Genomic DNA, 20387 nt, shown 5'->3' on the forward strand with positions numbered 1-20387 from the left:
TATGACGCTCCAGCAGCTCTCGTACTTCCTGGCAGTGGCCAGGACGCGGCACTTCACCAGGGCCGCCGAGCAGGCGCATGTGGCACAACCCTCACTGAGCAAGCAGATCCAGGCGCTGGAGAAGGAGCTGGGCGCGGAGCTGTTCAGCCGGGCCCGCGGCAACGTCGCCCTGACCCCGGCGGGCGAGGCGCTGCTGCCGATCGCGCTGCGGATCCTGTCCGATGTGGACACCGCGCACCTGGAGGTGGCCGAGCTGGTCGGGCTGCGCAGCGGCCGGGTGCGGGTCGGCGCGCCGCCGAGCCTGTGCGGGTCGCTGTTCGCGGACGTGCTGAAGCGCTACCACGACGCCTATCCGGGGATCCGGCTGCTGGTCACCGAGAACGGGTCGCGCGACCTGGAACGGGACCTCACCGCGGGGGCGCTGGACCTGGCGCTGGTCATCGTGTCGCCGGGGCTGTCGCTGACCGCCGTGCCGCTGCTGGACGAGGAGCTGGTCGTGGCGTCGGCCACGCCGCTGGGCCGCGACCGGGTGCGGCTGGCCGACCTGCGGGACGAGCCGATGGTGATGTTCCGCGAGGGGTACGACCTGTGGGAGACGACCGTCGCCGCGTGCCACGCGGCGGGGTTCGAGCCGCGGTTCTCGGTGGAGGGCGGCGAGATGGACGCCGTGCTGCGGTTCGTGGAGGCCGGGCTGGGGGTCGCGCTGGTGCCCAGCATGGTGCTGGCGACCCGGCCGCTGCTGCACGGGACCCCGCTGGCGCGGCCGGGGGCGCGGCGGACGATCGCGTTGGCGCACCGGACCGACGTGGCGCCCACCGGGGCGGCGCGGGCGTTCCGCGCGGTGCTGCTGGAGTACCTGCGGGTGGCGGAAATGCCTTCGGGGGTCCGGCTGCTGGAGAACTAGGGTGCGCGCGTGCTGATTCGACGCGAGGTGCCCGGTGACGTGGACGTGATCCGATCGGTGACGGAGGCGGCGTTCGCCGCTCGCCCCGGTGGGGAGGCGGTGCTGGTCGACCGGCTGCGGGCGGACGCCGGGTGGATCCCCGCGCTGTCGCTGGTGGCGGTCGCGGACCAGGCCGTCGTGGGGCACGTCGTGTGCACACGGGCGACACTTTCGGGTGAACCGGTGCTGGGGTTGGGGCCGTTGAGCGTGCTGCCGTCGCACCAGCGCGCCGGGGTCGGCAAGGCGTTGGTGCACACCGTGCTGGGGGCCGCCGACGCGCTCGACGAGCCGCTGGTGGTGCTGCTGGGCGATCCCGGCTACTACTCGCGCTTCGGGTTCGAGCTCGCCGAGGCGCACGGGATCGTGCCGCCGGAGGCCGGGTGGGCGCCCCACTTCCAGGTGCGGGCGTTGAGCGCCCACCGGCCCTCGCTGCGCGGGCAGTTCCGGTACGCGGAGCCGTTCGAACGGATGTGAGGTCGGTGAACGGGTCCGCGTGGGCCAGGGCGCCGGTGTTGTGCAGGTTCAGCGCGGTCCGGCCCGCCCGGTCCAGCACGGCGAACGTCGCACCGGGACCGGGCGCCGGGGTGACCAGACCTCCGCGTCACCAGTCCTCGGGCGGCTCCAGGAACGCCTTGCCGAGGTCGCGGGTCAGGGCCAGCGCCCGCCGGACCCACTTGTCGGACGCGCCCGCCAGCCCGCACGACGGCGTGGGCAGCGCGAGTCCGCTCAGGACGGTGCGCGGGAAACCGAGGCGGTCGGCCAGTTCCAGGGCGGGCTTGGCCATCTTGCGCAGGGTCACCTCGGTGCCGGGGTCGGTGCTCGGCACCAGCCCCAGCCACAACGACGTGCCCGCCTGCCAGGCCTCGCCCAGCTCGTCCAGCACGGCCGGGCCCGCGCCGCGCAGCAGCGACACGTCCAGCGCGACGGCGGCGGCACCGGCCTCGCGGAGCAGCGTCACGGGCGGTTTCGGGGCGCAGCAGTGGACGATCACGCCGGGGCCCGCGGCCTCGACGATCGTCGCCAGCACGTCGCGGGCGTCCGGTGCGGGGACCGCGCGGACGGTGCCGAGCTTCGACGGCGTCGGCAGCAGTCCCTCCAGCACGGCGGGCAGACCGGGCTCGTCCAGCTGCACGACCACCTGCGCGCCGGTCCGCTTGACGACCTCGGCGATGTGCAGCCGCAGGCCCTCGGCCAGCGACTCGGTGAACTCCTTGACCGCGCCCGGATCCGTGAGCACCCGGTGGCCGCGCACCAGCTCGACGTTGGACATCAGCGTCCACGGCCCGGCGACCTGGATCTTGACGACCTCCGCGCGCAGGTTCGTGCCCTCGAACGCCTCCTCGAACGCGTCCAGGTCGTACCGCATCAGGTCGACGGCCCGGCGGTGGTCGCGGCCGGGGTGGGCGGTGACCCGGTAGCCCGACGGGACGACCTCGACCGGGATGTCGACGAGCAGCCCGGCGGTGCGGCCGACGATGTCGGCGCCCACCCCGCGGTCGGGCAGCTCGGGCAGGTGCGGCAGCAGGGGCAGCTCGCCGAGGACGATGCGTGACGCCTCGTGCGGATCCGTGCCGGGCAGTGAGCCGATGCCGGTGGCGGAGCCCGGTTTCCAAGGGGTCGTGTTCACCGCGCCAGTCTCCCACCGGGGCGTGCGGCGGCGGGCCGGGTGCCCTGCCGCCGCCCACCGGGTCAGCGGTTGGTCGTGGCCAGGCCCTGCGGGGTGTTGCGCTCGCCCGCGGCGACGCCGTGCGGGGCGGCCTTGTCGATCGCGGCGAGGTCGGCGGTGGTGAGCTTGACCGAGGCCGCGGCGGCGTTCTCCTCCAGCCAGCGGCGGCGCTTGGTGCCGGGGATCGGGACGGTGTCCTGGGCCAGCACCCAGGCCAGCGCGAGCTGGCTCGCGGTCACGCCCTTGGCCTCCGCCAACGTCTTGAGCACCTCGACGACCGCCACGTTGCGGGCGATGTTCTCCGGCGAGAACCACGGCAGGCCGCGCCGGGCGTCGTCCGGGGCGAGGTCGTCCACCGAGGTGATCTCGCCGGTCAGGAAGCCGCGGCCGAGCGGCGAGTAGGGGACGAACCCGATGCCGAGCTCGCGGCACGTCCGCAGCACGCCGTCGAGCTCCGGGCCGCGGGCGAACAGCGAGTACTCCGACTGCACCGCCGTGATCGGGTGGATGAGGTGGGCGCGCCGGATCGTCTCGGGCGAGACCTCGGACAGGCCGACGTAGCGGATCTTGCCCGCCATGAACATGTCCGCCATCGCGTCCATCGTGTCCTCGATGGGGACGTCCGGGTCGACGCGGTGCAGGTAGTAGAGGTCGACGTAGTCGGTGCCGAGGTGGCGCAGCGAGCGGTCGATGGCGCGGTGCGCGTACTCGGGGCGGCCGTTGACGGCGTGCCGGGTGCCGTCGTCGTCGAACTCGGTCGCGAACTTCGTGGCCAGCTGCACCTCCTCGCGGCGCCCGGCGATGGCCTTGCCGACCAGGATCTCGTTGGTGAACGGCCCGTAGGCCTCCGCGGTGTCCAGGAACGTGATGCCCAGGTCGAGCGCGCGGTGCACGGTCGCGGTCGACTCCTCGTCGTCGCGCGCGCCGTAGGCCGCGCTCATCCCCATGCAGCCGAGGCCCTGGGTCGAGACGAGGAGGCCCTGGCTCCCCAGTGGACGTCTGGTGATCGTGGTGCTGCTCTGCTCGGCCATCGAAACAGTCTCGCGGATTCGCCGCGGGGGTCCGCGAACAGCCCACCCCACGCACGTGAGCGACCCTCGGCAAAGCGAGAGGTCTAGACCCATTGACGGGAGTGGTGTAGACCACATACCGTCACGATGTCGGCGCTCGCGGTTGTCGAGCGCCCCCGGATCGTGGTGTGGGAGCGCGTCGCGCCCCGCGCTCCCGCACCACTCCCCGACCTCCTTCCCCCCGCTCCCGCACCGGTGTGGCAGGGTGCGGTGATGGGACCAGCGGAGATGTTCGCGGCCGACGTCGCCTCCACCAGCCTCGGCATCAAGCTCCTGCACCTCGCCGAGGGCACCGCGCGGCTGTCGATGACGATCACCGCGCGGATGGTGAACGGCCACGGCATCGGCCACGGCGGGTACGTGTTCCTCCTCGCCGACAGCGCCTTCGCCTGCGCCTGCAACCGGGAGGGCTCGGTCACGGTCGCCGCCCAGGCGGAGATCGACTTCATCGCCCCGGTGCACGAGGGCGACGACCTGGTCGCCGACGCCGTCGAGCGCACGTCCTACGGCCGCAGCGGCATCTACGACATCACCGTCCGGCGGGGCGACCAGGTCGTCGCGGAGTTCCGCGGCCGCAGCCGCACGTTGCGCTAGGCGTCGACCCGTGCCGCGGCGTTGAGCCCGAACACCTGGAGCGCGGCGAACCCGGCCACGGCGACGGCCTGCAGCACCACCAGGACGACGCCCGCCGTCGTGAGCGGGAACCACCCCAGCTCGACCGTCAGCGCGCTGTCCACGGCCCACAGAACGTTGCCGAGGACCACGACCTTGACGACGGTGCGGTTGACCACGGGCCGGGTGCCCACGAGGAACACCCCGGCGCCGTAGGCGACCAGGAACGCGCCGAGACCGAGCGCGACGGGTGACGGCAGGCCCAGCGCGGTGCCGAACGGGAGGGTGAGCAGGCCGAGTCCGGCGGACGCGACGCCGTCGAGCCTGAGTGCGAACCGGAGCAGTCGATCGGTGTTTGCCATGCCCCGACCCTGCGGCCGCGGGCACTGCCGAGACCACGCCCAACACTGCCGAGCACTGCCGGTCAGCGGCGCTCGAACTGCGCCAACAGGTCCGCGGCCACCAGTTTCGCCCCGGCGTTCTGCCAGTTGTGCAGGGTCCGCTCCGGCACCTGCCCGACGAACCACGCCAGCGCCTTCTTCGAGTCCGGGTCCAGGTCCTCGCGCTTGGTCCGCGCGCTGTAGGGCCGGATTCCCGCCACGTAGTAGAAGTACAGCGCGTTGTAGTGCCGCCACTCGTCGCTCGTGCCGAAGTCCCCGTCCTTCGGCTTCAACCGCAGCACGCTCTCCAGCAGCAGCGCCTTCAGCTCCACCGCCCGCTCGACCGGCTGGTCCGCCGCACCCCGCGCCGCCAGCCTGGCCTTGATCACCGGCAGGTTCGTCAACGGGCTGGCGACCAGCTTGCCCAGGTCGCCGTAGCCGCTCAGCGCCCTGCGGGTGAGCCGGGTGAACTCGGCCTCGTCCAGGTCCGCCAACGGGTCCCGGCGGGGCAGCGCGTCGACGACCTCGCGGAGCTCGGCGCGGTCCTTGGCCAGCCCCGGCAACGCCACCCTGTCCACCGCCGCGGCGAGCGGGCTGGCGAACACCTGCACGGCGACGGCCGCGGCGACCGTGCCGAACAGCAGCGGTTCGAGGTGGGAGTCGGGGCGGAGCATGAACAGCGCGACCTGGCCGCCGAACAGGAACGCCGTGCCCAGCGACACGACCAGCGACCGCACCATGTCCGCCCGCACGGCCTCGCCCTCGTGGAACGCGTCGGCCACCGCGACCGCGATGCCCAGCAGCACCAGGTCGAACCCGACGCCCGCGAGCAGCACCTGCCGCGGCAGCAGGTCGAACCCCAGCAGCAGCAACCCGTCGCCCATCGCGAACACGAGCGTCGCCGCGGCCACGACACCGCCGACGCGGGCGGGCCGGTGGCGCAGGAAGAGCCCGAACGCGGCCACCAGCGGCACCGCGGCGACGAGCGGCGAGAAGGCCGACAGCGCCAGCACCGGCAGCGCCCCGAGCTTCCACCAGCGGTCGAAGCGCGCGGGCAGCCAGCAGGCGATGGTGCCGGTCCACGCCACCGCGGGCACCGCGACCAGCACCGACGGCGCCAGGTCGAACGCGACTACCACCGCGTAGGCGAGCAGTCCAGCGGCCGTTCGGTGCAGGACTGGCTTGCGAACGTCGCGCGCCAGCAGGTAAAGCCCGAGCCACCAGGCGAAACCGAACGAGACGACCATCGTGGACAACACCGCACAATCCTACGATCGGGCGAACAATCGGCACTCTATTGCGCGGCTTGAGAGCATGTGGCCCATGCCAGTCGAGGTGACGCTGCACCGAGCGACCGAGGAGCTCGCACGCGGGGACCTGGCCAGTGTCCTGCGCGCCCGCCAGAGGCTGGCCGGACTGGTCGGGAGCTACCCCACCAGGCTGGACCTCCGCGACAAGCTCGCGGCCGTGTACCGGGTGCTCGGCAACACCGTGCAGGCCGGTCGCTGGAGCTACCTGTCCGAGGTGCGCGACGACGTCGAGGTGATCGCGTTCGAGCACGCCTACAAGACGCCGGTGGCGCGGCTGACGGCGTTGAACTGGGTGGGCGGCGAGAACGCGGCGGACACCGAGACCGCGCGGACGCGGCTGATGGCCGTGCACCGGGCGGCGACCGAGCAGATCCAGGACGAGCTGACCGCCGCGGAGCAGGTGGAGCCCGGCCGGTCGTGGGTCACCTGCGCGCTGATGGCGCTCGGGCTCGCGGTCATGGCGCTGCTCGTGGTGATAGGCGCCATCACCGTCGTGCGGTTCGGGTACCGCATGCTGGTGGCATGACCATCGACGTCGCGGCCGCCGCCGAACGCATCCGCCCGTACGCCCGCCGCACCCCGCTGTGGCGCGTCGAGGTGGACGGCCGACCGCTTGTGCTGAAGCTGGAACACCTGCAGCTGACCGGGTCGTTCAAGATCCGGGGCGCGCTGAACACCCTGCTCGCCGGACCGCCGGTCGACCACGTGGTCACCGCGTCCGGCGGCAACCACGGACTGGGCGTGGCGCGGGCCGCGCAGCTGCTGGGGGTGGCGGCGACGGTGTACGTGCCCGTGTCCGCGCCCGAGGGGAAGGTGCGGCGGATCGAGGCCGCCGGGGCCAAGCTGATCCGGCACGGCGCCACCTACGCCGAGGCCGCGGCCGCCGCCCGCGAGCACGACGGCGCCTACGTGGAGGCCTACAACGACCCGCTGGTCGTCTCCGGGCAGGGCACGGTCGGGCTGGAGATCGTCGCCGAACTGCCCGCCGTGGACTCGATCGCCGTCGCGGTCGGCGGCGGCGGGCTGGTCGCCGGCATCGCCTCGGCCGCGCACGGACGGCTGACCGTGGCCGTCGAACCGGAGAACTGCTCCGCGCTGCACAACGCCCTGGCCGCGGGCGAACCCGTGGACGGCCCGGTCGAGTCCGTGGCGTCCTCCGCGCTGGGCGCGACCCGCGTGGGCGAGGTGCCGTTCGAGGTCCTGAGGTCGGCCGCGGTCACGTCGCTGCTGGTCACCGACGCGGAACTGCTGGCCGCCCGCGACCGGCTGTGGGAGGAGTTCCGGCTGGCCGTGGAACCCGCCGCCGCCGTGCCGTTCGCCGCGTTCCTGGCGGGCACCGTGCCCGGCGACCTGCCGTGCGTGGTCCTGTGCGGGGCGAACACCGACTGGACCCCCTGACCGGCGGGTGGGACGCTGGGCGGGTGACCGACACCGACGTTCTCGACGGGCTCGTCACCCAGCTCGGCTCCTTCGGGGTCCGGACCTCCAGGCTGTTCGGCGAACCGGCCCTCAAGGACGTCGAGGGCAAGACGTTCGCCTGCCTGCACGGGGGCGCGCTCGCGTGCCGCCTCGGCCAGGGCACGCAGGCGCACACCGAGGCCATGGCGATGGGCGACACGCACCTGTTCGACCCGTCGGGCAAGGGCAGGCCGATGCCGGACTGGGTGAGCCTGCCGGAGGCGCACTCGGCGCGGTGGGCGGAGTTCGCGTCGGCGGCGATGTCGGTTCCGCACTGAGGTACGCCCGCTGACGTAGCCGGGGGTGACGTTCCACGGCGGACGCGGACGCGGTCCGCCGCGAGGACGATCGTGTGCCATGACGACGCGTGTCGGGTACTGGGTCGGTGGCCTGCTGTTCACCAGCGGGCTGTTCCACCTGCTGGTGTTCGCCGTGGACGGCGGGCCGTGGGAGGGGCCGGTGTCGTGGCGCAAACCGGTGACGTTCGGGCTGTCGTTCGGGTTGACGCTGGTGACCGTGGTGTGGGTCGGGACGCTGATCCGGGTGCGGCCATTCGTGGTGGCGTTGTTCACGGCCGCTTCGGTGTACGAGGTCGCCGGGATCACGGTGCAGGCTTGGCGCGGGGTGCCGTCGCACTTCAACTTCGAGACGCCGTTCGACACCGCGATCACCGCGGGGTTGGCGCTCGGTGGTGGGGTGATCATCTTCGTGGTGGTGTGGTTCCTGGTCACCGCGCTGCGGGCCCGGCACCTGACGCCGAGCATGCGGGTGGCGGTGAAGGTGGGGGCTTCGGTGTTCCTGGCCGCGATGGTGTTCGGGGCGGTGATGATCGCTCGGGGGACGATCCTGTCTCGGACCGGGCACGTGGCGGAGGCTTACGGGAGTGCGGGGTTCTTGAAGCCGGCGCACGGGGTCGCCATGCACGGGGTGCTGGTGCTGCCGTTGCTGGCTTGGGGGTTGACGTTCACGTCGCTGGACGAGGTGCGGCGGACGCGGGTGGTCGGGTGGGCGTCGGTGGGGTATGTGGTGCTGGTTGTCGGCTCGGTGTGGTGGTCGTTGGTGGCGGGGTAGGCGTTGGGGGAAGCCCGGCTCTGGCGCGTTTGGGGTTGCTGAAGCGGGAAGCCCGGCCCCCGTGCGCGCAATTGTCTCAATGCCCCACCCTTGTTTGTCAAGACGGTGAAGCTGTCTTGACAAACAAGGGTGGGGCAGGAGGGCGCTGTGTATCGGGGGCGGGAGGGGATCTGGCTTCGCCAGCATCGAGCTGCGCTCGACAGGGCATCGGGCTCCGCCCGACAAGGCATCGGCTGGGGCCGACGAGGCCCCAGGCGCTCCGCGCCGGATGCGCGCTGGCGGGCTGCGCCCATCGTGGTGGGGGTGGCTAGCTCGCTTCGCGTCGGACAAAGCAAGCGCAAGCGCAGGCGCTTCGTGCTTGTGGGTGTTAGGCGGTGGTGTTGATGGTGGCGCTGGCCAGGACTAGGTCGCCGTTGGTGTCTGGGTGGTAGAGGGCGACGGCTTGGCCGGGGGCTACGCCGGTCAGGGGGGTGCGTAGGTGGATTTGGAGGTGGTTGTCGACCAGTTCGGCGACGGCGGGGGCGGTGCCGCCGTGGGCGCGGACCTGGGCGACGCACTCGATGGGGCCGGTCAGGGGGGTGCCGGAGGGCCAGGAGGGGCGGGTGGCGGTGATGGTGGTGACGGCCAGCTTCTCGGCGGCGCCGACGCGGACGTTGCCGGAGACCGGTTCCAACGAGAGGACGTAGCGGGGGCGGCCGTCGGGGGCGGGGGCGTCGATGCCGAGGCCCTTGCGCTGGCCGATGGTGAACTCGTGGACGCCCGCGTGGCGGCCGAGGACGGCGCCGGTGGCGTCGTCGATGAGCAGGCCAGGGGACTGGCCGAGGCGGTTGCCGAGGAACTTCTGGGTGTCGCCGTCGGGGATGAAGCAGATGTCGTGGCTGTCCGGCTTCTCGGCGACGGCGAGACCGCGGGTGGCGGCTTCGGCGCGGACGGCGGCCTTCGTGCTGTCGCCCAAGGGGAACATGGCGTGCGAGAGCTGCTCGCGGGTGAGCGAGGCGAGGACGTAGGACTGGTCCTTGCCGTCGTCGGCGCTGCGGCGCAGCTCGACGACGCCGTCCACAGCGGACAGCCGGGCGTAGTGGCCGGTGCAGACGGCGTCGAAGCCGAGGGCGATGGCCTTGTCCAGCAGCGCCTCGAACTTGATGCGCTCGTTGCAGCGCAGGCACGGGTTGGGCGTGCGGCCCGCCGCGTACTCGGCGACGAAGTCCTCGACCACGTCCTCGGTGAAGCGCTCGGCGAAGTCCCACACGTAGAACGGGATGCCCATCAGGTCGGCGGCGCGGCGGGCGTCGTGGGCGTCCTCGACGGTGCAGCAGCCGCGGGCGCCGGTGCGCAGCGTGCCGGGCTTGGCGGACAGCGCGAGGTGCACGCCGGTCACGTCGTGGCCAGCCTCGACCGCGCGCGCGGCCGCCACCGCGGAGTCGACTCCGCCGCTCATCGCCGCGAGCACCCGCATCCCGCTACACCTCCGCCTTGACGTTCTTGCCCTTGGAGCGGCGCATCCCGGCCAGGCCGGCGTTGCGCGCGCGTTCCACGACCGGGCCGATGGCCTCGGCGAGGTCGCGCACGTCGTGCGCGGTGGACGTGTGGCCCAGCGAGAAGCGCAGGGAACCGCGCGACAGCGCCGGTTCGACGTCCATCGCGAGCAGCACGTGGCTCGGCTGGGCGACACCCGCGGTGCAGGCGGAACCGGTCGAGCACTCGATGCCCTTGGCGTCGAGCAGCATCAGCAGGCTGTCGCCCTCGCAGCCGGGGAAGGTCAGGTGGGCGTTGCCCGGCAGCCGCTGCGGGCCGGGGTCGCCGTTCACGATGGCGTCCGGGACGACCCGGCGCACCGAGGCGATCAGCTCGTCGCGCAGCGCGGCCACCTCGACGGCGTTCGCGGGCTGGTCCTCCACGGCACGTCGCACGGCCGCGGCGAGACCGACGATCGCGGGCACGTCGAGGGTGCCGGAGCGCACGTCGCGCTCCTGGCCGCCGCCGTGCAGCAGCGGCGTGCACGCCACGTCGCGGCCCAGCAGCAGCACGCCGACACCGTACGGGCCGCCGACCTTGTGGCCGGTCATCGTCAGCGCGCTCGCGCCGGAGTCCTTGAAGTCGACCGGCACCGCGCCGACGGCCTGCACGGCGTCGGTGTGGAACGGGACCCCGTGCTCGGCGGCGACGGCGGCCAGCTCGGCGACCGGGTTGATCGTGCCGACCTCGTTGTTCGCCCACATCGCCGTCACCAGCGCCACGTCGTCGCCCCGCAGCGCCTCGCGCAGCACGTCGGGGTGCACGCGGCCGTACCGGTCGGTGTCGAGCCAGGTGACCTCGGCGCCGTCCTGGTCGGCGAGCCACTGCACCGCGTCCAGCACGGCGTGGTGCTCCACGGCGGAGGCCAGTACGCGCCTGCGCCGCGGGTCGGCGGCGCGGCGGGCCCAGAAGACGCCCTTGACGGCCAGGTTGTCGCTCTCGGTGCCGCCGCCGGTGAAGATCACCTCGGACGGTCGGGCGCCCAGCGCGTCCGCGATGTCCTCGCGGGCCTCCTCGACCGCGCGGCGCGCGCGCCTGCCCGAGGTGTGCAGGGACGAGGCGTTGCCCAGGGTGGACAAAGCCCGCGTCATCGCCGTGATCGCATCGGGGTGCATCGGCGTGGTGGCGGCATGATCGAGGTAGGCCATCGCGTTCCCAGGGTAGCCCGTTCAGCCAACGGGCTTCGTCCGCGCACCCGTGAGGAAGGCGCCGAGGACCGCGATCGCGGCCATGGCGAGGTCGAACGGGATGATCGCGGCCGTCGGGGCGGCGGTGGAGGCGAACGTCGTGACCACGACACCGCCGAGGCCGACCAGCAGCGCGGACCCCAGCATGTCGCTGATCTGCACCGCGGAGGAGTTGAAGCCGCGGTCGGCGTCGGTGGACGAGGCCAGCACGAGCACGCTCACGCTGGACATCGCCAGCCCCATGCCGGAGCCCGCGACGGCCCACAGCGGCGCCGTCGCCCACGCCGGGCCCCACGTCGGGGCGATCAGCGTCACGCCCGCGATGCCCGTGGCGTTGAGCACAAACCCCCACCGGACGAGCGTGCCGCGCGGGATGTCGGGCCTGCGGGACTGCCACATCGAGGCGGTCGACCAGCCGAGCGCGCTCAGCGTGAGCGGGAGGCCGGAGGCGAGCGGCGAGTAGCCGTGCACGGAGGTCAGGGTGAGCGGGATGAACGCCTCGGTCGCGAAGAACGAGCCCGCCAGCATCCCGCGGGCCAGCACCGTCACCGGGAGGCCGCGCTTCGCGCGCAGCGTGCCCTTGGGCAGCAGGACCAGCAGCGACGGCACCAGCACGGCCAGTCCCGCCAGGCCGAGGACCAGGTTCGGCCCGCTCGGGTGCTGCGCCGCCCAGCTCAGCGCCGCGACGCCCGCACCGCCGCCGACCGCCGCGGCCAACAGGCCGCGACGGGCCGGGACGGCGCCGTCGACGTGCCGCGGCAGCGTGCGCAGGACCGGGACCAGCAGCAGGAAGCCGATCAGCACCAGCGGCGCCAGTGCGAGGAACACCAGCCGCCAGGTGAGGTGCTCGGTGAAGAACCCGGCGAGCGCCGGGCCGACCAGCGACGGCACGACCCACGCCGCGGCCAGGGCGCCGAACACGGCGGGCCGGTCGCGCTCCGGGTAGACGAGGCCGATCACGACGTAGATGGCGACGATCTGCATGCCCGCGCCGAAGCCCTGCAGGACGCGCCCCGCCAGCAGCATCCCCATCTCCTGGGCGAACCCCGAGGTCAGCAGCCCCGCGAGGAACACCAGCGGGCCCGCCAGCAGCACCGGCTTGGGGCCGCGCAGGTCGCAGAACCGGCCGGACACCACCGTCGCGACCACGCTGGAGGCCAGGAACGCGACGAACGGCCAGGCGTAGAGCTCGTCACCGCGCAGGTCCGCGACCATCCGCGGCATCGCCGTGCTGACGCCCATGGCCTCGAACGCCAGGAGCGTGACCAGGAGGACGATCCCCGCGGTCGGCCCTCGGCGGTCCGGGGCCCACAGCCTGCTCTTCTCCGCGCTCTCGGTGATGGTCACCAGCCTATCGTTCAACCTCGACCTGGGTGGAGGTCAAGCGGATATGCGGCCTGGTGAGCGCTCCGTCCAGCACCCGCTCGGCCTCCCGCTGGGCGAGTCCGGCCAGCTCGCGGCGGGTGGCGGCCCGGCCGGGGGCGATCTCGTCGAGCACGTGCACGTCGACCACGAGGCCGCGCAGCCGGACCACGCGGCGGATCGAGTCGGCCAGCGTGTCCGTGCCGACGAACGCCGGGGTGGTCGTCGGGGAGCCGTCGCCCAGCCGGTAGCGCAGCACGACCGGGCGCACCGGGACACCCGCGTCCAGGGCGGCCTGGAACAGCGCGGGCCGGTACCGGCCCGCGGCGAGCCCGCACCACGTCGTGCCCTCGGCGTGGATGCCGACGGCGGCGCCGTCGCGCAGGGCACCGGCCAGCTCGGCGACCGTGCCGGGCAGCAGCGACAGCCGCTCGCGGTCCAGGTACACGGTGCGCGCGGCGGTGACCAGCCTGCCGAGGACCGGCCAGTCGCGGATGTCCTTCTTGGCCACCAGCCGGATCGGCTGCACGCCGTCGATCGCCAGCTCGTCCAGCCAGGACACGTGGTTGCTGACCACCAGCACGCCCCGGCCCTCGGTCTCCTGGAACCGGGTGGCGCCGTGCACCCGCAGCCGGGCGCCGAACGCGCGCAGCAGCGTGCGGAACCACTGGCGCAGCAGGCTTTCGCGGGCGTGGCCGCGCAGCACCAGCAGGCACAGCACGACGAGCAGGCCCGCCATCATCACGGTGGCGGCTGCCGCCAGCCGGAACGCGGCCCTGGCGGCGCCGACGCCGGGCGCCGAGTGGTCGAGGCACCCCGCGCCGCACGGCGAGTGCGGCATCCACGCGTGCGTCACGGCGCCTCCCCCAGGAAGTACTTCAGGTACCGCTTGTCCATCCGGGACGGGTTCATCAGGACGAACAGGTCCGCGACGCCGAAGTCCTCGTCCAGCGCGGGCGGGCCGCACACCTGCGCGCCCATCCGCAGGTAGCCCTTGAGCAGCGGTGGCAGCACCGTCCTGGCGGGAGCCGGGCCAGGCGTCCACGGGTGGTGCGGGCGCACCCGGAACTCGTCGGGGGCGTAGTGCTTGGCGCGCACCGCGTCCCACACACCGGAGGCGTGCTCGCCACCGTCCGCCAGGGACACCGACGCGCACCCGGCGAGCCAGGTGTGGCCCGACAGCAGCATGTACCGCGCGATGCCGGCCCACACCAGTCCGACGACGGCGCCGCTGCGGTGGTCGGGGTGCACGCAGGACCGGCCGGTCTCCACCAGGGTGTGGCGCAGGCCGGCCAGGTTCGCCAGGTCGAACTCCGTCTCCGAGTACAGGCCGCCCGCCTCGCGGGCCCGGTCCGGCGGGAGCATCCGGTAGGTGCCCACGATCTCGCCGGAGGCGTCGTCGCGCACCACGAGGTGGTCGCAGAACTCGTCGAACCGGTCGACGTCGTGGCCTTCTACAGGGGTGTGCAAGGAGGCGCCCACCTCGTCGGCGAACACCTTGTACCGGAGCCGTTGTGCGGCAACGACTTCGGCGCTGTCACGGGCGACCAGGAGGGAGTACCCTGGCGTGCCGGTCGCGGGCCGTGCGGTGCTGACAAGCAGTTGCGGCTGCGTCATGGCTCAAGGTCTACCGACCTGACGGGTACCGGCGGCAGGTCGAAGCGATGACGCGTGCGTGCCAACTCGATGAATGGCCGGTTCCCCGGTCCAGCCCGGAAGGGCCTGCCGGGGCGGAGTGGCACCCGCGCCGGACGGCCCGATGTGTCCACCAGCAGCTCACCTGAGGAGACCACGTGGAGGTCAGGCGGTTCCGCCCACCACCGGGATGGCCGAGGCCGCCCCAGGGCTGGGTGCCTCCCCCTGGCTGGGCGCCGGACCCCTCCTGGCCTCCCGCGCCCGCGGGCTGGCAGTTCTGGGGCCCCGTCGCGCAGGCGCACATGACCGCACCCGTGCCGCGGATACAGGTGCCCGTGGTCCCACCGCCGGCGACGAACGGCTTCGGCAGCCGCCGCAAGGCCCTGGAGGCCGAGAACGCGCGGCTGCGGCAGGCGCTCGCCAACGCGGGCGCGCTGGAGGACTCGGTGCGCGCCGAGGGCATCCGGATGATGGAGGCCCAGCTGCAGAACGTGCTGGCGCAGGTGTCGCAGGCGCGCGCGGAGCTGGCGGCCGTGCGGGACGAGCTGATCAACGCCAAGGACGTCGCGGTGCTCCAGTCCGCCGGGGTGTACGCCTACGCGCACCCGTTGGACGACGCGGTCGGGTACAAGGACCGGATCGCGAAGGTCAAGGAGGACACCAAGGCGTTCGTGCGCACCGGCAACGCGGTGACCGCCACGACGAACTGGCAGGTCAACGGGTCGTCGAGCGAGGGCAAGAAGATGGTCGACGACTTCTCGAAGCTGCTGCTGCGGGCCTACAACACCGAGGCGGACAACTGCGTGCGCACGGTCCGGCCGCAGTCGCGGCAGAACTCCGTGGAGCGGCTGACCAAGATCTCCGAGACGATCGCCCGGCTCGGCCAGTCGATGGAGATCCGCGTCGACGAGCGCTACCACCGGCTGCGCTGCGCGGAGATCGTGCTGACCGCCGACCACCGCGCGAAGGTCGAGGCCGAGAAGGAGGAGGCCCGCCTGCTGCGCGAGGAGATGCGCGAGCAGGCCGCGGCGGCGCGGGACTACGAGCGCGCGCGGGCCAAGTGGGACAAGGAGCGGGCGCACGTGGAGAGCTCGCTGGGCGCGCTCATCCGGCGCGGTGACGGCGAGGGCGTCGCCGCGTTGGCGCTGCGCAGCCGCCTGGAGGAGATCGAGGCCGGGCGGGCCGAGGTCGACGAGCTGGCGGGCGACGCCCGTGCCGGGCACGTGTACGTGATCAGCAACGTCGGCGCGTTCGGCGAGGGCGTGGTGAAGATCGGGATGACCCGGCGGCTCGACCCGCACGACCGGATCCGCGAGCTGGGCGACGCGTCCGTGCCGTTCCGGTTCGACGTGCACGCGGTCGTGCAGAACCGGGACGCCGTGGGCCTGGTGCGCGAGCTGCACGCCCGGTTCGCCGACCGGCGGGTCAACCAGGTGGACCAGCGCCGCGAGTTCTTCCGCGCCACCCCGGCCGAGGTGCTGGCCGCGTTCCGCGACATCCCGGACGCGGGCCTCGTCGAGTTCACCGAACGCCCCGACGCCGCGGAGTGGCGCTCCAGCACGATGTGACGGAACTGCCCGGCCCACGGGGGACGTGAGCCGGGCAGTGGCCGTTCGGCGCGGGGCTAGCCCTTGCGCTTGGAGACTTCCTCGGTGAGCTGCGGGGCGACGGCGAAGAGGTCGCCCACGACGCCGAAGTCGGCGATCTCGAAGATCGGCGCCTCGTTGTCCTTGTTCACCGCGATGATCGTCTTCGAGGTCTGCATGCCCGCGCGGTGCTGGATCGCGCCGGAGATGCCGAGCGCGATGTACAGCTGCGGGGACACCGTCTTGCCGGTCTGCCCGACCTGGAACTGGTGCGGGTAGTAGCCGGAGTCGACGGCGGCGCGCGAGGCGCCGACCGCGGCGCCCAGGCTGTCGGCGAGCTTCTCGACGACCTCGAAGCTCTCCGCGCTGCCGACACCGCGACCGCCGGAGACGACGACCGAGGCCTCGGTCAGCTCGGGGCGGTCGCCGCCCACGACCTGCTCGCGACCGGTGACCTTGGTGGCCTTCGCGGTGTCCGTCGAGGGCAGCTCGACGGTCTCCTCGACCGCCGCGCCCTCCGACTCGGACGCCTCGACGCCACCGGGGCGCACGGTGATGACCGGGACGCCGGTGGAGACCTTCGACTTGACGACGAACGCGCCACCGAAGATCGACTGCGTGCCGGTGCCGTCCTCGTCGACGTCCACGACGTCGACGAGCAGGCCGGAGCCGAGGCGGATGGCGAGCCGACCGGCCACCTCCTTGCCCTCGACCGTGGCGGACACCAGGATCGCGGCGGGCGACGCCGTGCCCGCGATGGTGGCCAGCGCGTCGACCTTCGGCGTGACGAGGTAGTTCACCGCGTCGTCCGACTCGACCGCGTAGACCTTCGCCGCGCCGTAGCGGCCCAGCGACTCCCTCACCTTCGCCGCGGTGCCGGGCGCGGCGACCACCACCGCGGACGGCTCGCCGAGACGGCGCGCGGCGGAAAGGAGCTCATAGGTGACCTTCTTGACGTCGCCGTCGACGTGGTCGACGAGGACAAGTACCTCAGACATGTGATCCCTCGCCTTCAGATGAGCTTCTGGCCGACCAGGTACTCGGCGATCTTGGATCCGCCGACTCCCTCGTCGTCGATGCGCTGGCCCGCGCTGCGCGGGGGCTTGGGGGACGCCTCGATCACACCGGACCAGGCACCCCCGAGACCGACCTCGCCAGCGTCGACCCCGAGGTCGGCGACGGTCAGCGTGGTCACGGGCTTCTTCTTCGCGGCCATGATGCCCTTGAAGGACGGGTACCGCGGCTCGTTGATCTTCTCGGTGACGCTCACGATCGCGGGCAGCGACGCCTCGAGGTGGGCGACGCCCTCCTCGGTCTCGCGCTCGCCCTTGACGGTGGTGCCCTCGACGGTGACCTTGCGCAGCTGCGTGACCTGCGGCAGGCCGAGGATCTCGGCCAGGATCGCCGGGATCGCGCCCGCGCGGCCGTCGGTCGCCTCGTTGCCCGCGATGACCAGGTCGAAGCCCTCGACGGTGCCGATCGCCTTCGCGAGCACCTTGGCGGTGGCGATGACGTCGGAGCCGTGCAGCGCGTCGTCCGAGACGTGGACCGCCTTGTCGGCGCCCATGGACAGCGCCTTGCGGATCGCGTCGGTGGCGCGGCCGGGGCCCATGGCGATGACCGTCACCTCGCCGCCGTGGGCTTCCTTCAGCAGCAACGCCTCTTCGACGGCACGCTCGTTGATCTCGTCGAGCACGGCGTCCGCGGACTCGCGGTCAAGGGTGTGGTCGGCATCGGTGAGCTTGCGCTCGGACCAGGTGTCAGGCACCTGCTTGACCAGGACGACAATGTTCATAGGTCCTCTTCGACCTCCTGCGGACGGGCGGCGACGTGACTAGGCGACTGCTGGGAGACGCGCTGGCCGCCGGTGTGTGCGCGACCCTGCCATGTCCTCGCCGCGTTGGCATGGTGGTGTCGACCACCCTCATGTTACCCACGAGTAGCCGCGGTGCAAACGCCTGCAAGCAGCAGGCAAGCGTGACGGTACTCACCCTCGTCGCACCAGGTGACTGGATCGGTTAAGACCCAGACGCCGCACTCCTCTGCACCGGTACGGCTAGGGTCCGATTACATGTACCGGCGCGTCGCGATAGTGACCGACTCCACCGCGTGCCTGCCTCCCGCGTTGACCGACGAGCTGGGCATCACCGTGGCGCAGATCCAGGTCCGCATCGGCGACCAGCTCGACGACGAGTCCCGCATCCCGGTCCCCGCGCTGGTCAACGCCATGAGAGGCAGCCTCTCGGTCACCACCGTGCCCCCCGATCCCGGCGCCTTCTACTGGGCCTACGCCGACGCGGGTGCCGCCGGCGCCGAGGCCGTCGTCTCCATCCACGTCTCCTCACGGCTTTCCGGCACCGTCGACACCGCCTGCAACGCCGCCAAGCAGGTCCGGGTCCCGGTCCACGTCGTCGACACCGGCACCTGCGGCATGAGCCTCGGCTACGCGGTGCTCGCCGCCGCCGACGCCGCCGCCCGCGGTGCCGACGCCCGCAAGGTCATCGGCGCCGCCATGCACAGCTTCCGCAGGGGCACCGAGCTCATCTACGTCGACACCCTCGAACACCTCAAACGCGGCGGCCGCATCAGCCCCGCCGTCGCCATGCTCGGCACAGCCGTCTCCATGAAACCCCTGCTCACCATGTCCGACGGCCAGATCAAACCGCTCGAGAAGGTCATCGGCACCGACCGCGCCCTGCGCCGCATGGTCGACATCGCCGCGAAGAAGGCGGGCGAGGACCGCGTCGACATCGCCGTCGAGCACTTCGCCGCCGAAGACCGCGCCCACGACGTCATGCGCCGCCTAAGGAAGAAGGTCCCCGGCGCCCGCAAGTACATGCTCACCCAGGTCAGCTCCGCCATCGGCGCCCACGTCGGCCCCGGCGCCATCGGCGTCAGCATCTCCCCCGTCTAGGTTTGCCCACCAGGAAATACGGGAACAAACAGGACAAAGCCGATCCACTTGGAGCGCTCATGGCCTCGCTGTTCAGCAAGATCGCCGCCTACGTCCGCAGCCCCCAGGGCCGCCAGATGACCGAGCGCGCCAAGCAAATGGCCAAAGACCCCCAAAAACGCGCCCAAGCCCAGCAAATGCTCCGCAAGTTCCGCAAGCGCTAACCCAGACAAGACAAGCAACACCGCAACACACCGCAACCACACCGCAACCACACCCCCCGCTGGGCGCAGCCCGCCAGCGCGCATCCGGCGCGGAGCGCCTGGGGCCTTGTCCGCCGCGCAGCAAGGATGCCCTGTCCGCCGCGCAGCGCGGATGCCCCGTCCAACGGCGAAGCCGAGGATGCAGTGTCCGACGCGAAGCGAGGATGCTTGAGTCAGGCGGAGCCTGATGCTGGCGAAGCCAGACTTCCCCTCTGCCCCCGATCCACAGCGCCCTCCTGCCCGATCTTCGTTGTCAAGATGGCTTTATCGTCTTGACAACGAAGATCGGGCATTGAGACAATCGCGCGCCGGGGGCCGGGCTTCCCCACGAGTGAGAGGGCCGAAAGCCAGGCTTTGCGTCGCAGAAGAACCAAACCGCAGGGCAGCACCACCACCCCTCAGCGACTAGCCCTCCTCCGAGCAGCCTCAAAAGTCCTCAAATACCTCTGCCGAAACTCCTCGTTGTGCGCAAGCATCCGCACAGGCTGCTCCGGCAAACTCACCACCACCCGAACCTCAGCCTCCTCAAAACCCGGTTCCTCAAAATCCGGCAACTCCACCGGCTCGAACTCGAACTCCGGCCCCACAACCCCCACCACCTCCGGTACCGGCACCAACTCGATCACCGACGCCAACGGCCCCTCGAACTCCACCCCCACCACCGGATTCCGATGAACCGGCCTCTCCCCACCCCCCTCCGGCGGCCACACCACCACCGGAGCTGGCACCACCTCAGGAACCGCCTCCTCCCCCCTCAACATCACCGCCGTCACCACGCACCCCACGGCGAACGACAACGCGCACAGCCCGAACACGAACGCGACAGCACCTGCCATGACCGTCCTCAACTCACCTGGACGTCGACGGCCGGGCCGCCGTCGGAGGGCGGTCCCCACACCGGATCGACGATGACCTTGGTCCTGATGGACTCCACCGGTACGCCGCGGCTGACCAGGAACTCCCGGACCAGTGCCGCCCGTTCCATCGCCAGGACGTCGCAGCGGTGCGACGCCGTCTCGCCGTTCCACGCGTGTGACACCAGGGTGATCGCCGCGCCGCCGGTGCGGTGCAGCAGTTCGCCCACGCCGCTCTGCACCTGGTAGCCGGGGCCGACGAAGTCCGAGCTGCCGGGTGCGAACGTGATGCCCTTGACGCCGTTGCTCAGGAACAGCGTGCTCACGTTGCGCTGCACCACGTCCGGCGTCGGCGGCGGTGGGGGGAGCAGCAGCGGGGGCAGCGGCACGTCGATCACCACCGGTACCGCTTGCGGCTGCGCGACGAAGGTGGTGCGCGGTGTCGCGGGCGCCGACGAGAACGGCAGCGCGCCGGTCAGCTCGTCGCCGTACACGGTGAACGCGAACGCCGTGATGGAGCCGGGCACGAGGACCCCGGCCAGCGCCAGCCCGAGCCAGCGTCGTTTGCCGATCATGAACCCA

The 20387-nt window shown here is 72.3% G+C and carries 23 protein-coding genes; 10 read left to right on the forward strand and 13 right to left on the reverse strand.

Going from position 1 to position 20387, the window contains the following annotated elements; all coding sequences use genetic code 11:
* Position 1 precedes the first annotated feature (1 nt).
* Both CLV43_RS17230 and CLV43_RS17235 read left to right on the forward strand, forming a co-directional pair.
* On the forward strand, positions 2 to 904 hold the full coding sequence (locus CLV43_RS17230) for a LysR family transcriptional regulator (RefSeq protein ID WP_106188161.1): 903 nt from the start codon (positions 2 to 4) through the stop codon (positions 902 to 904).
* Between the two features lie 9 nt (positions 905 to 913).
* Entirely contained in the window at positions 914 to 1417 is a 504-nt protein-coding gene (locus CLV43_RS17235; protein ID WP_106188162.1) for a GNAT family N-acetyltransferase, read from the forward strand.
* A gap of 127 nt (positions 1418 to 1544) precedes the next feature.
* On the opposite strand, the gene CLV43_RS17240 is transcribed toward CLV43_RS17235, so the two are convergent.
* Entirely contained in the window at positions 1545 to 2570 is a 1026-nt protein-coding gene (locus CLV43_RS17240; protein ID WP_106188163.1) for a uroporphyrinogen decarboxylase/cobalamine-independent methonine synthase family protein, read from the reverse strand.
* 62 nt (positions 2571 to 2632) lie between these two features.
* Positions 2633 to 3640 carry an aldo/keto reductase gene (locus CLV43_RS17245; protein ID WP_106188164.1) on the reverse strand — a complete coding sequence of 336 codons (1008 nt, stop codon included), beginning with the start codon at positions 3638 to 3640 and terminating at the stop codon, positions 2633 to 2635.
* 267 nt (positions 3641 to 3907) lie between these two features.
* Between CLV43_RS17245 and paaI the strand changes: the two genes are divergently transcribed.
* Entirely contained in the window at positions 3908 to 4273 is a 366-nt protein-coding gene (gene paaI, locus CLV43_RS17250) for a hydroxyphenylacetyl-CoA thioesterase PaaI (protein WP_211304402.1), read from the forward strand.
* Here paaI and CLV43_RS17255 read toward each other — a convergent pair.
* Together CLV43_RS17255 and CLV43_RS17260 are read right to left on the reverse strand one after the other, a co-directional pair.
* Positions 4270 to 4653, reverse strand: a complete 384-nt coding sequence (locus CLV43_RS17255) for a hypothetical protein (RefSeq protein WP_106188166.1) — start codon at positions 4651 to 4653, stop codon at positions 4270 to 4272. The two genes, paaI and CLV43_RS17255, sit on opposite strands and share 4 nt — an antisense overlap.
* 62 nt (positions 4654 to 4715) lie before the next feature.
* On the reverse strand, positions 4716 to 5930 hold the full coding sequence (locus CLV43_RS17260) for a hypothetical protein (protein WP_245886555.1): 1215 nt from the start codon (positions 5928 to 5930) through the stop codon (positions 4716 to 4718).
* Positions 5931 to 5994: 64 nt separating this feature from the next.
* Between CLV43_RS17260 and CLV43_RS17265 the strand changes: the two genes are divergently transcribed.
* From CLV43_RS17265 to CLV43_RS17280, 4 genes are all read left to right on the forward strand, one after another.
* Entirely contained in the window at positions 5995 to 6507 is a 513-nt protein-coding gene (locus tag CLV43_RS17265; RefSeq protein ID WP_106188167.1) for a DUF6584 family protein, read from the forward strand.
* The gene (locus tag CLV43_RS17270; protein ID WP_106188168.1) at positions 6504 to 7379 is read left to right on the forward strand and encodes a serine/threonine dehydratase; all 876 of its coding nucleotides are present in this window, start codon (positions 6504 to 6506) and stop codon (positions 7377 to 7379) included. The genes CLV43_RS17265 and CLV43_RS17270 overlap by 4 nt, the downstream gene beginning before the upstream one ends.
* Positions 7380 to 7402: 23 nt before the next feature.
* Positions 7403 to 7717, forward strand: a complete 315-nt coding sequence (locus tag CLV43_RS17275; protein ID WP_106188169.1) for a hypothetical protein — start codon at positions 7403 to 7405, stop codon at positions 7715 to 7717.
* 79 nt (positions 7718 to 7796) lie between these two features.
* Entirely contained in the window at positions 7797 to 8510 is a 714-nt protein-coding gene (locus CLV43_RS17280; protein WP_106188170.1) for a hypothetical protein, read from the forward strand.
* A 367-nt stretch (positions 8511 to 8877) separates the two neighbouring features.
* Here CLV43_RS17280 and mnmA read toward each other — a convergent pair whose 3' ends face one another.
* From mnmA to CLV43_RS17305, 5 genes are read right to left on the reverse strand one after another with little or no spacing between them, the layout of a single operon-like run.
* Positions 8878 to 9966 (reverse strand): tRNA 2-thiouridine(34) synthase MnmA, encoded by a 1089-nt coding sequence (mnmA, locus tag CLV43_RS17285; protein WP_106188171.1) that lies wholly within the window; start codon positions 9964 to 9966, stop codon positions 8878 to 8880.
* A gap of 4 nt (positions 9967 to 9970) precedes the next feature.
* On the reverse strand, positions 9971 to 11173 hold the full coding sequence (locus CLV43_RS17290; RefSeq protein WP_106188172.1) for a cysteine desulfurase family protein: 1203 nt from the start codon (positions 11171 to 11173) through the stop codon (positions 9971 to 9973).
* A 21-nt stretch (positions 11174 to 11194) separates the two neighbouring features.
* A complete protein-coding gene (locus CLV43_RS17295) occupies positions 11195 to 12559 on the reverse strand; it encodes an MFS transporter (protein WP_106188173.1) in 1365 nt (454 codons plus the stop codon).
* 4 nt (positions 12560 to 12563) lie between these two features.
* Entirely contained in the window at positions 12564 to 13430 is an 867-nt protein-coding gene (locus CLV43_RS17300) for a lysophospholipid acyltransferase family protein (RefSeq protein WP_245886557.1), read from the reverse strand.
* Positions 13427 to 14191 (reverse strand): GNAT family N-acetyltransferase, encoded by a 765-nt coding sequence (locus CLV43_RS17305; RefSeq protein WP_106188174.1) that lies wholly within the window; start codon positions 14189 to 14191, stop codon positions 13427 to 13429. The genes CLV43_RS17300 and CLV43_RS17305 overlap by 4 nt, the downstream gene beginning before the upstream one ends.
* A 176-nt stretch (positions 14192 to 14367) precedes the next feature.
* On the opposite strand from CLV43_RS17305, the gene CLV43_RS17310 reads away from it, so the two are divergent.
* Entirely contained in the window at positions 14368 to 15777 is a 1410-nt protein-coding gene (locus CLV43_RS17310; protein ID WP_146174784.1) for an SNIPE associated domain-containing protein, read from the forward strand.
* Positions 15778 to 15833: 56 nt separating this feature from the next.
* Here CLV43_RS17310 and CLV43_RS17315 read toward each other — a convergent pair whose 3' ends face one another.
* The gene (locus tag CLV43_RS17315) at positions 15834 to 16793 is read right to left on the reverse strand and encodes an electron transfer flavoprotein subunit alpha/FixB family protein (protein ID WP_106188176.1); all 960 of its coding nucleotides are present in this window, start codon (positions 16791 to 16793) and stop codon (positions 15834 to 15836) included.
* A 14-nt stretch (positions 16794 to 16807) separates the two neighbouring features.
* Entirely contained in the window at positions 16808 to 17590 is a 783-nt protein-coding gene (locus CLV43_RS17320) for an electron transfer flavoprotein subunit beta/FixA family protein (RefSeq protein WP_106188177.1), read from the reverse strand.
* 276 nt (positions 17591 to 17866) lie between these two features.
* Between CLV43_RS17320 and CLV43_RS17325 the strand changes: the two genes are divergently transcribed.
* Both CLV43_RS17325 and CLV43_RS47815 read left to right on the forward strand, forming a co-directional pair.
* On the forward strand, positions 17867 to 18709 hold the full coding sequence (locus tag CLV43_RS17325) for a DegV family protein (protein ID WP_106188178.1): 843 nt from the start codon (positions 17867 to 17869) through the stop codon (positions 18707 to 18709).
* Between the two features lie 59 nt (positions 18710 to 18768).
* On the forward strand, positions 18769 to 18912 hold the full coding sequence (locus tag CLV43_RS47815) for a hypothetical protein (protein WP_170155870.1): 144 nt from the start codon (positions 18769 to 18771) through the stop codon (positions 18910 to 18912).
* A gap of 437 nt (positions 18913 to 19349) precedes the next feature.
* Here the strand turns inward: CLV43_RS47815 and CLV43_RS17330 are convergent, their stop codons facing one another.
* Both CLV43_RS17330 and CLV43_RS17335 read right to left on the reverse strand, forming a co-directional pair.
* Positions 19350 to 19787, reverse strand: coding sequence for a hypothetical protein (locus tag CLV43_RS17330; RefSeq protein WP_106188179.1), 438 nt, complete (start codon positions 19785 to 19787; stop codon positions 19350 to 19352).
* 8 nt (positions 19788 to 19795) lie between these two features.
* On the reverse strand, positions 19796 to 20380 hold the full coding sequence (locus tag CLV43_RS17335) for an OmpA family protein (protein WP_106188180.1): 585 nt from the start codon (positions 20378 to 20380) through the stop codon (positions 19796 to 19798).
* Between the last annotated feature and the right edge of the window lie 7 nt (positions 20381 to 20387).

The organism is Umezawaea tangerina (assembly GCF_003002815.1).
Taxonomy (GTDB): Bacteria; Actinomycetota; Actinomycetes; order Mycobacteriales; family Pseudonocardiaceae; genus Umezawaea; species Umezawaea tangerina.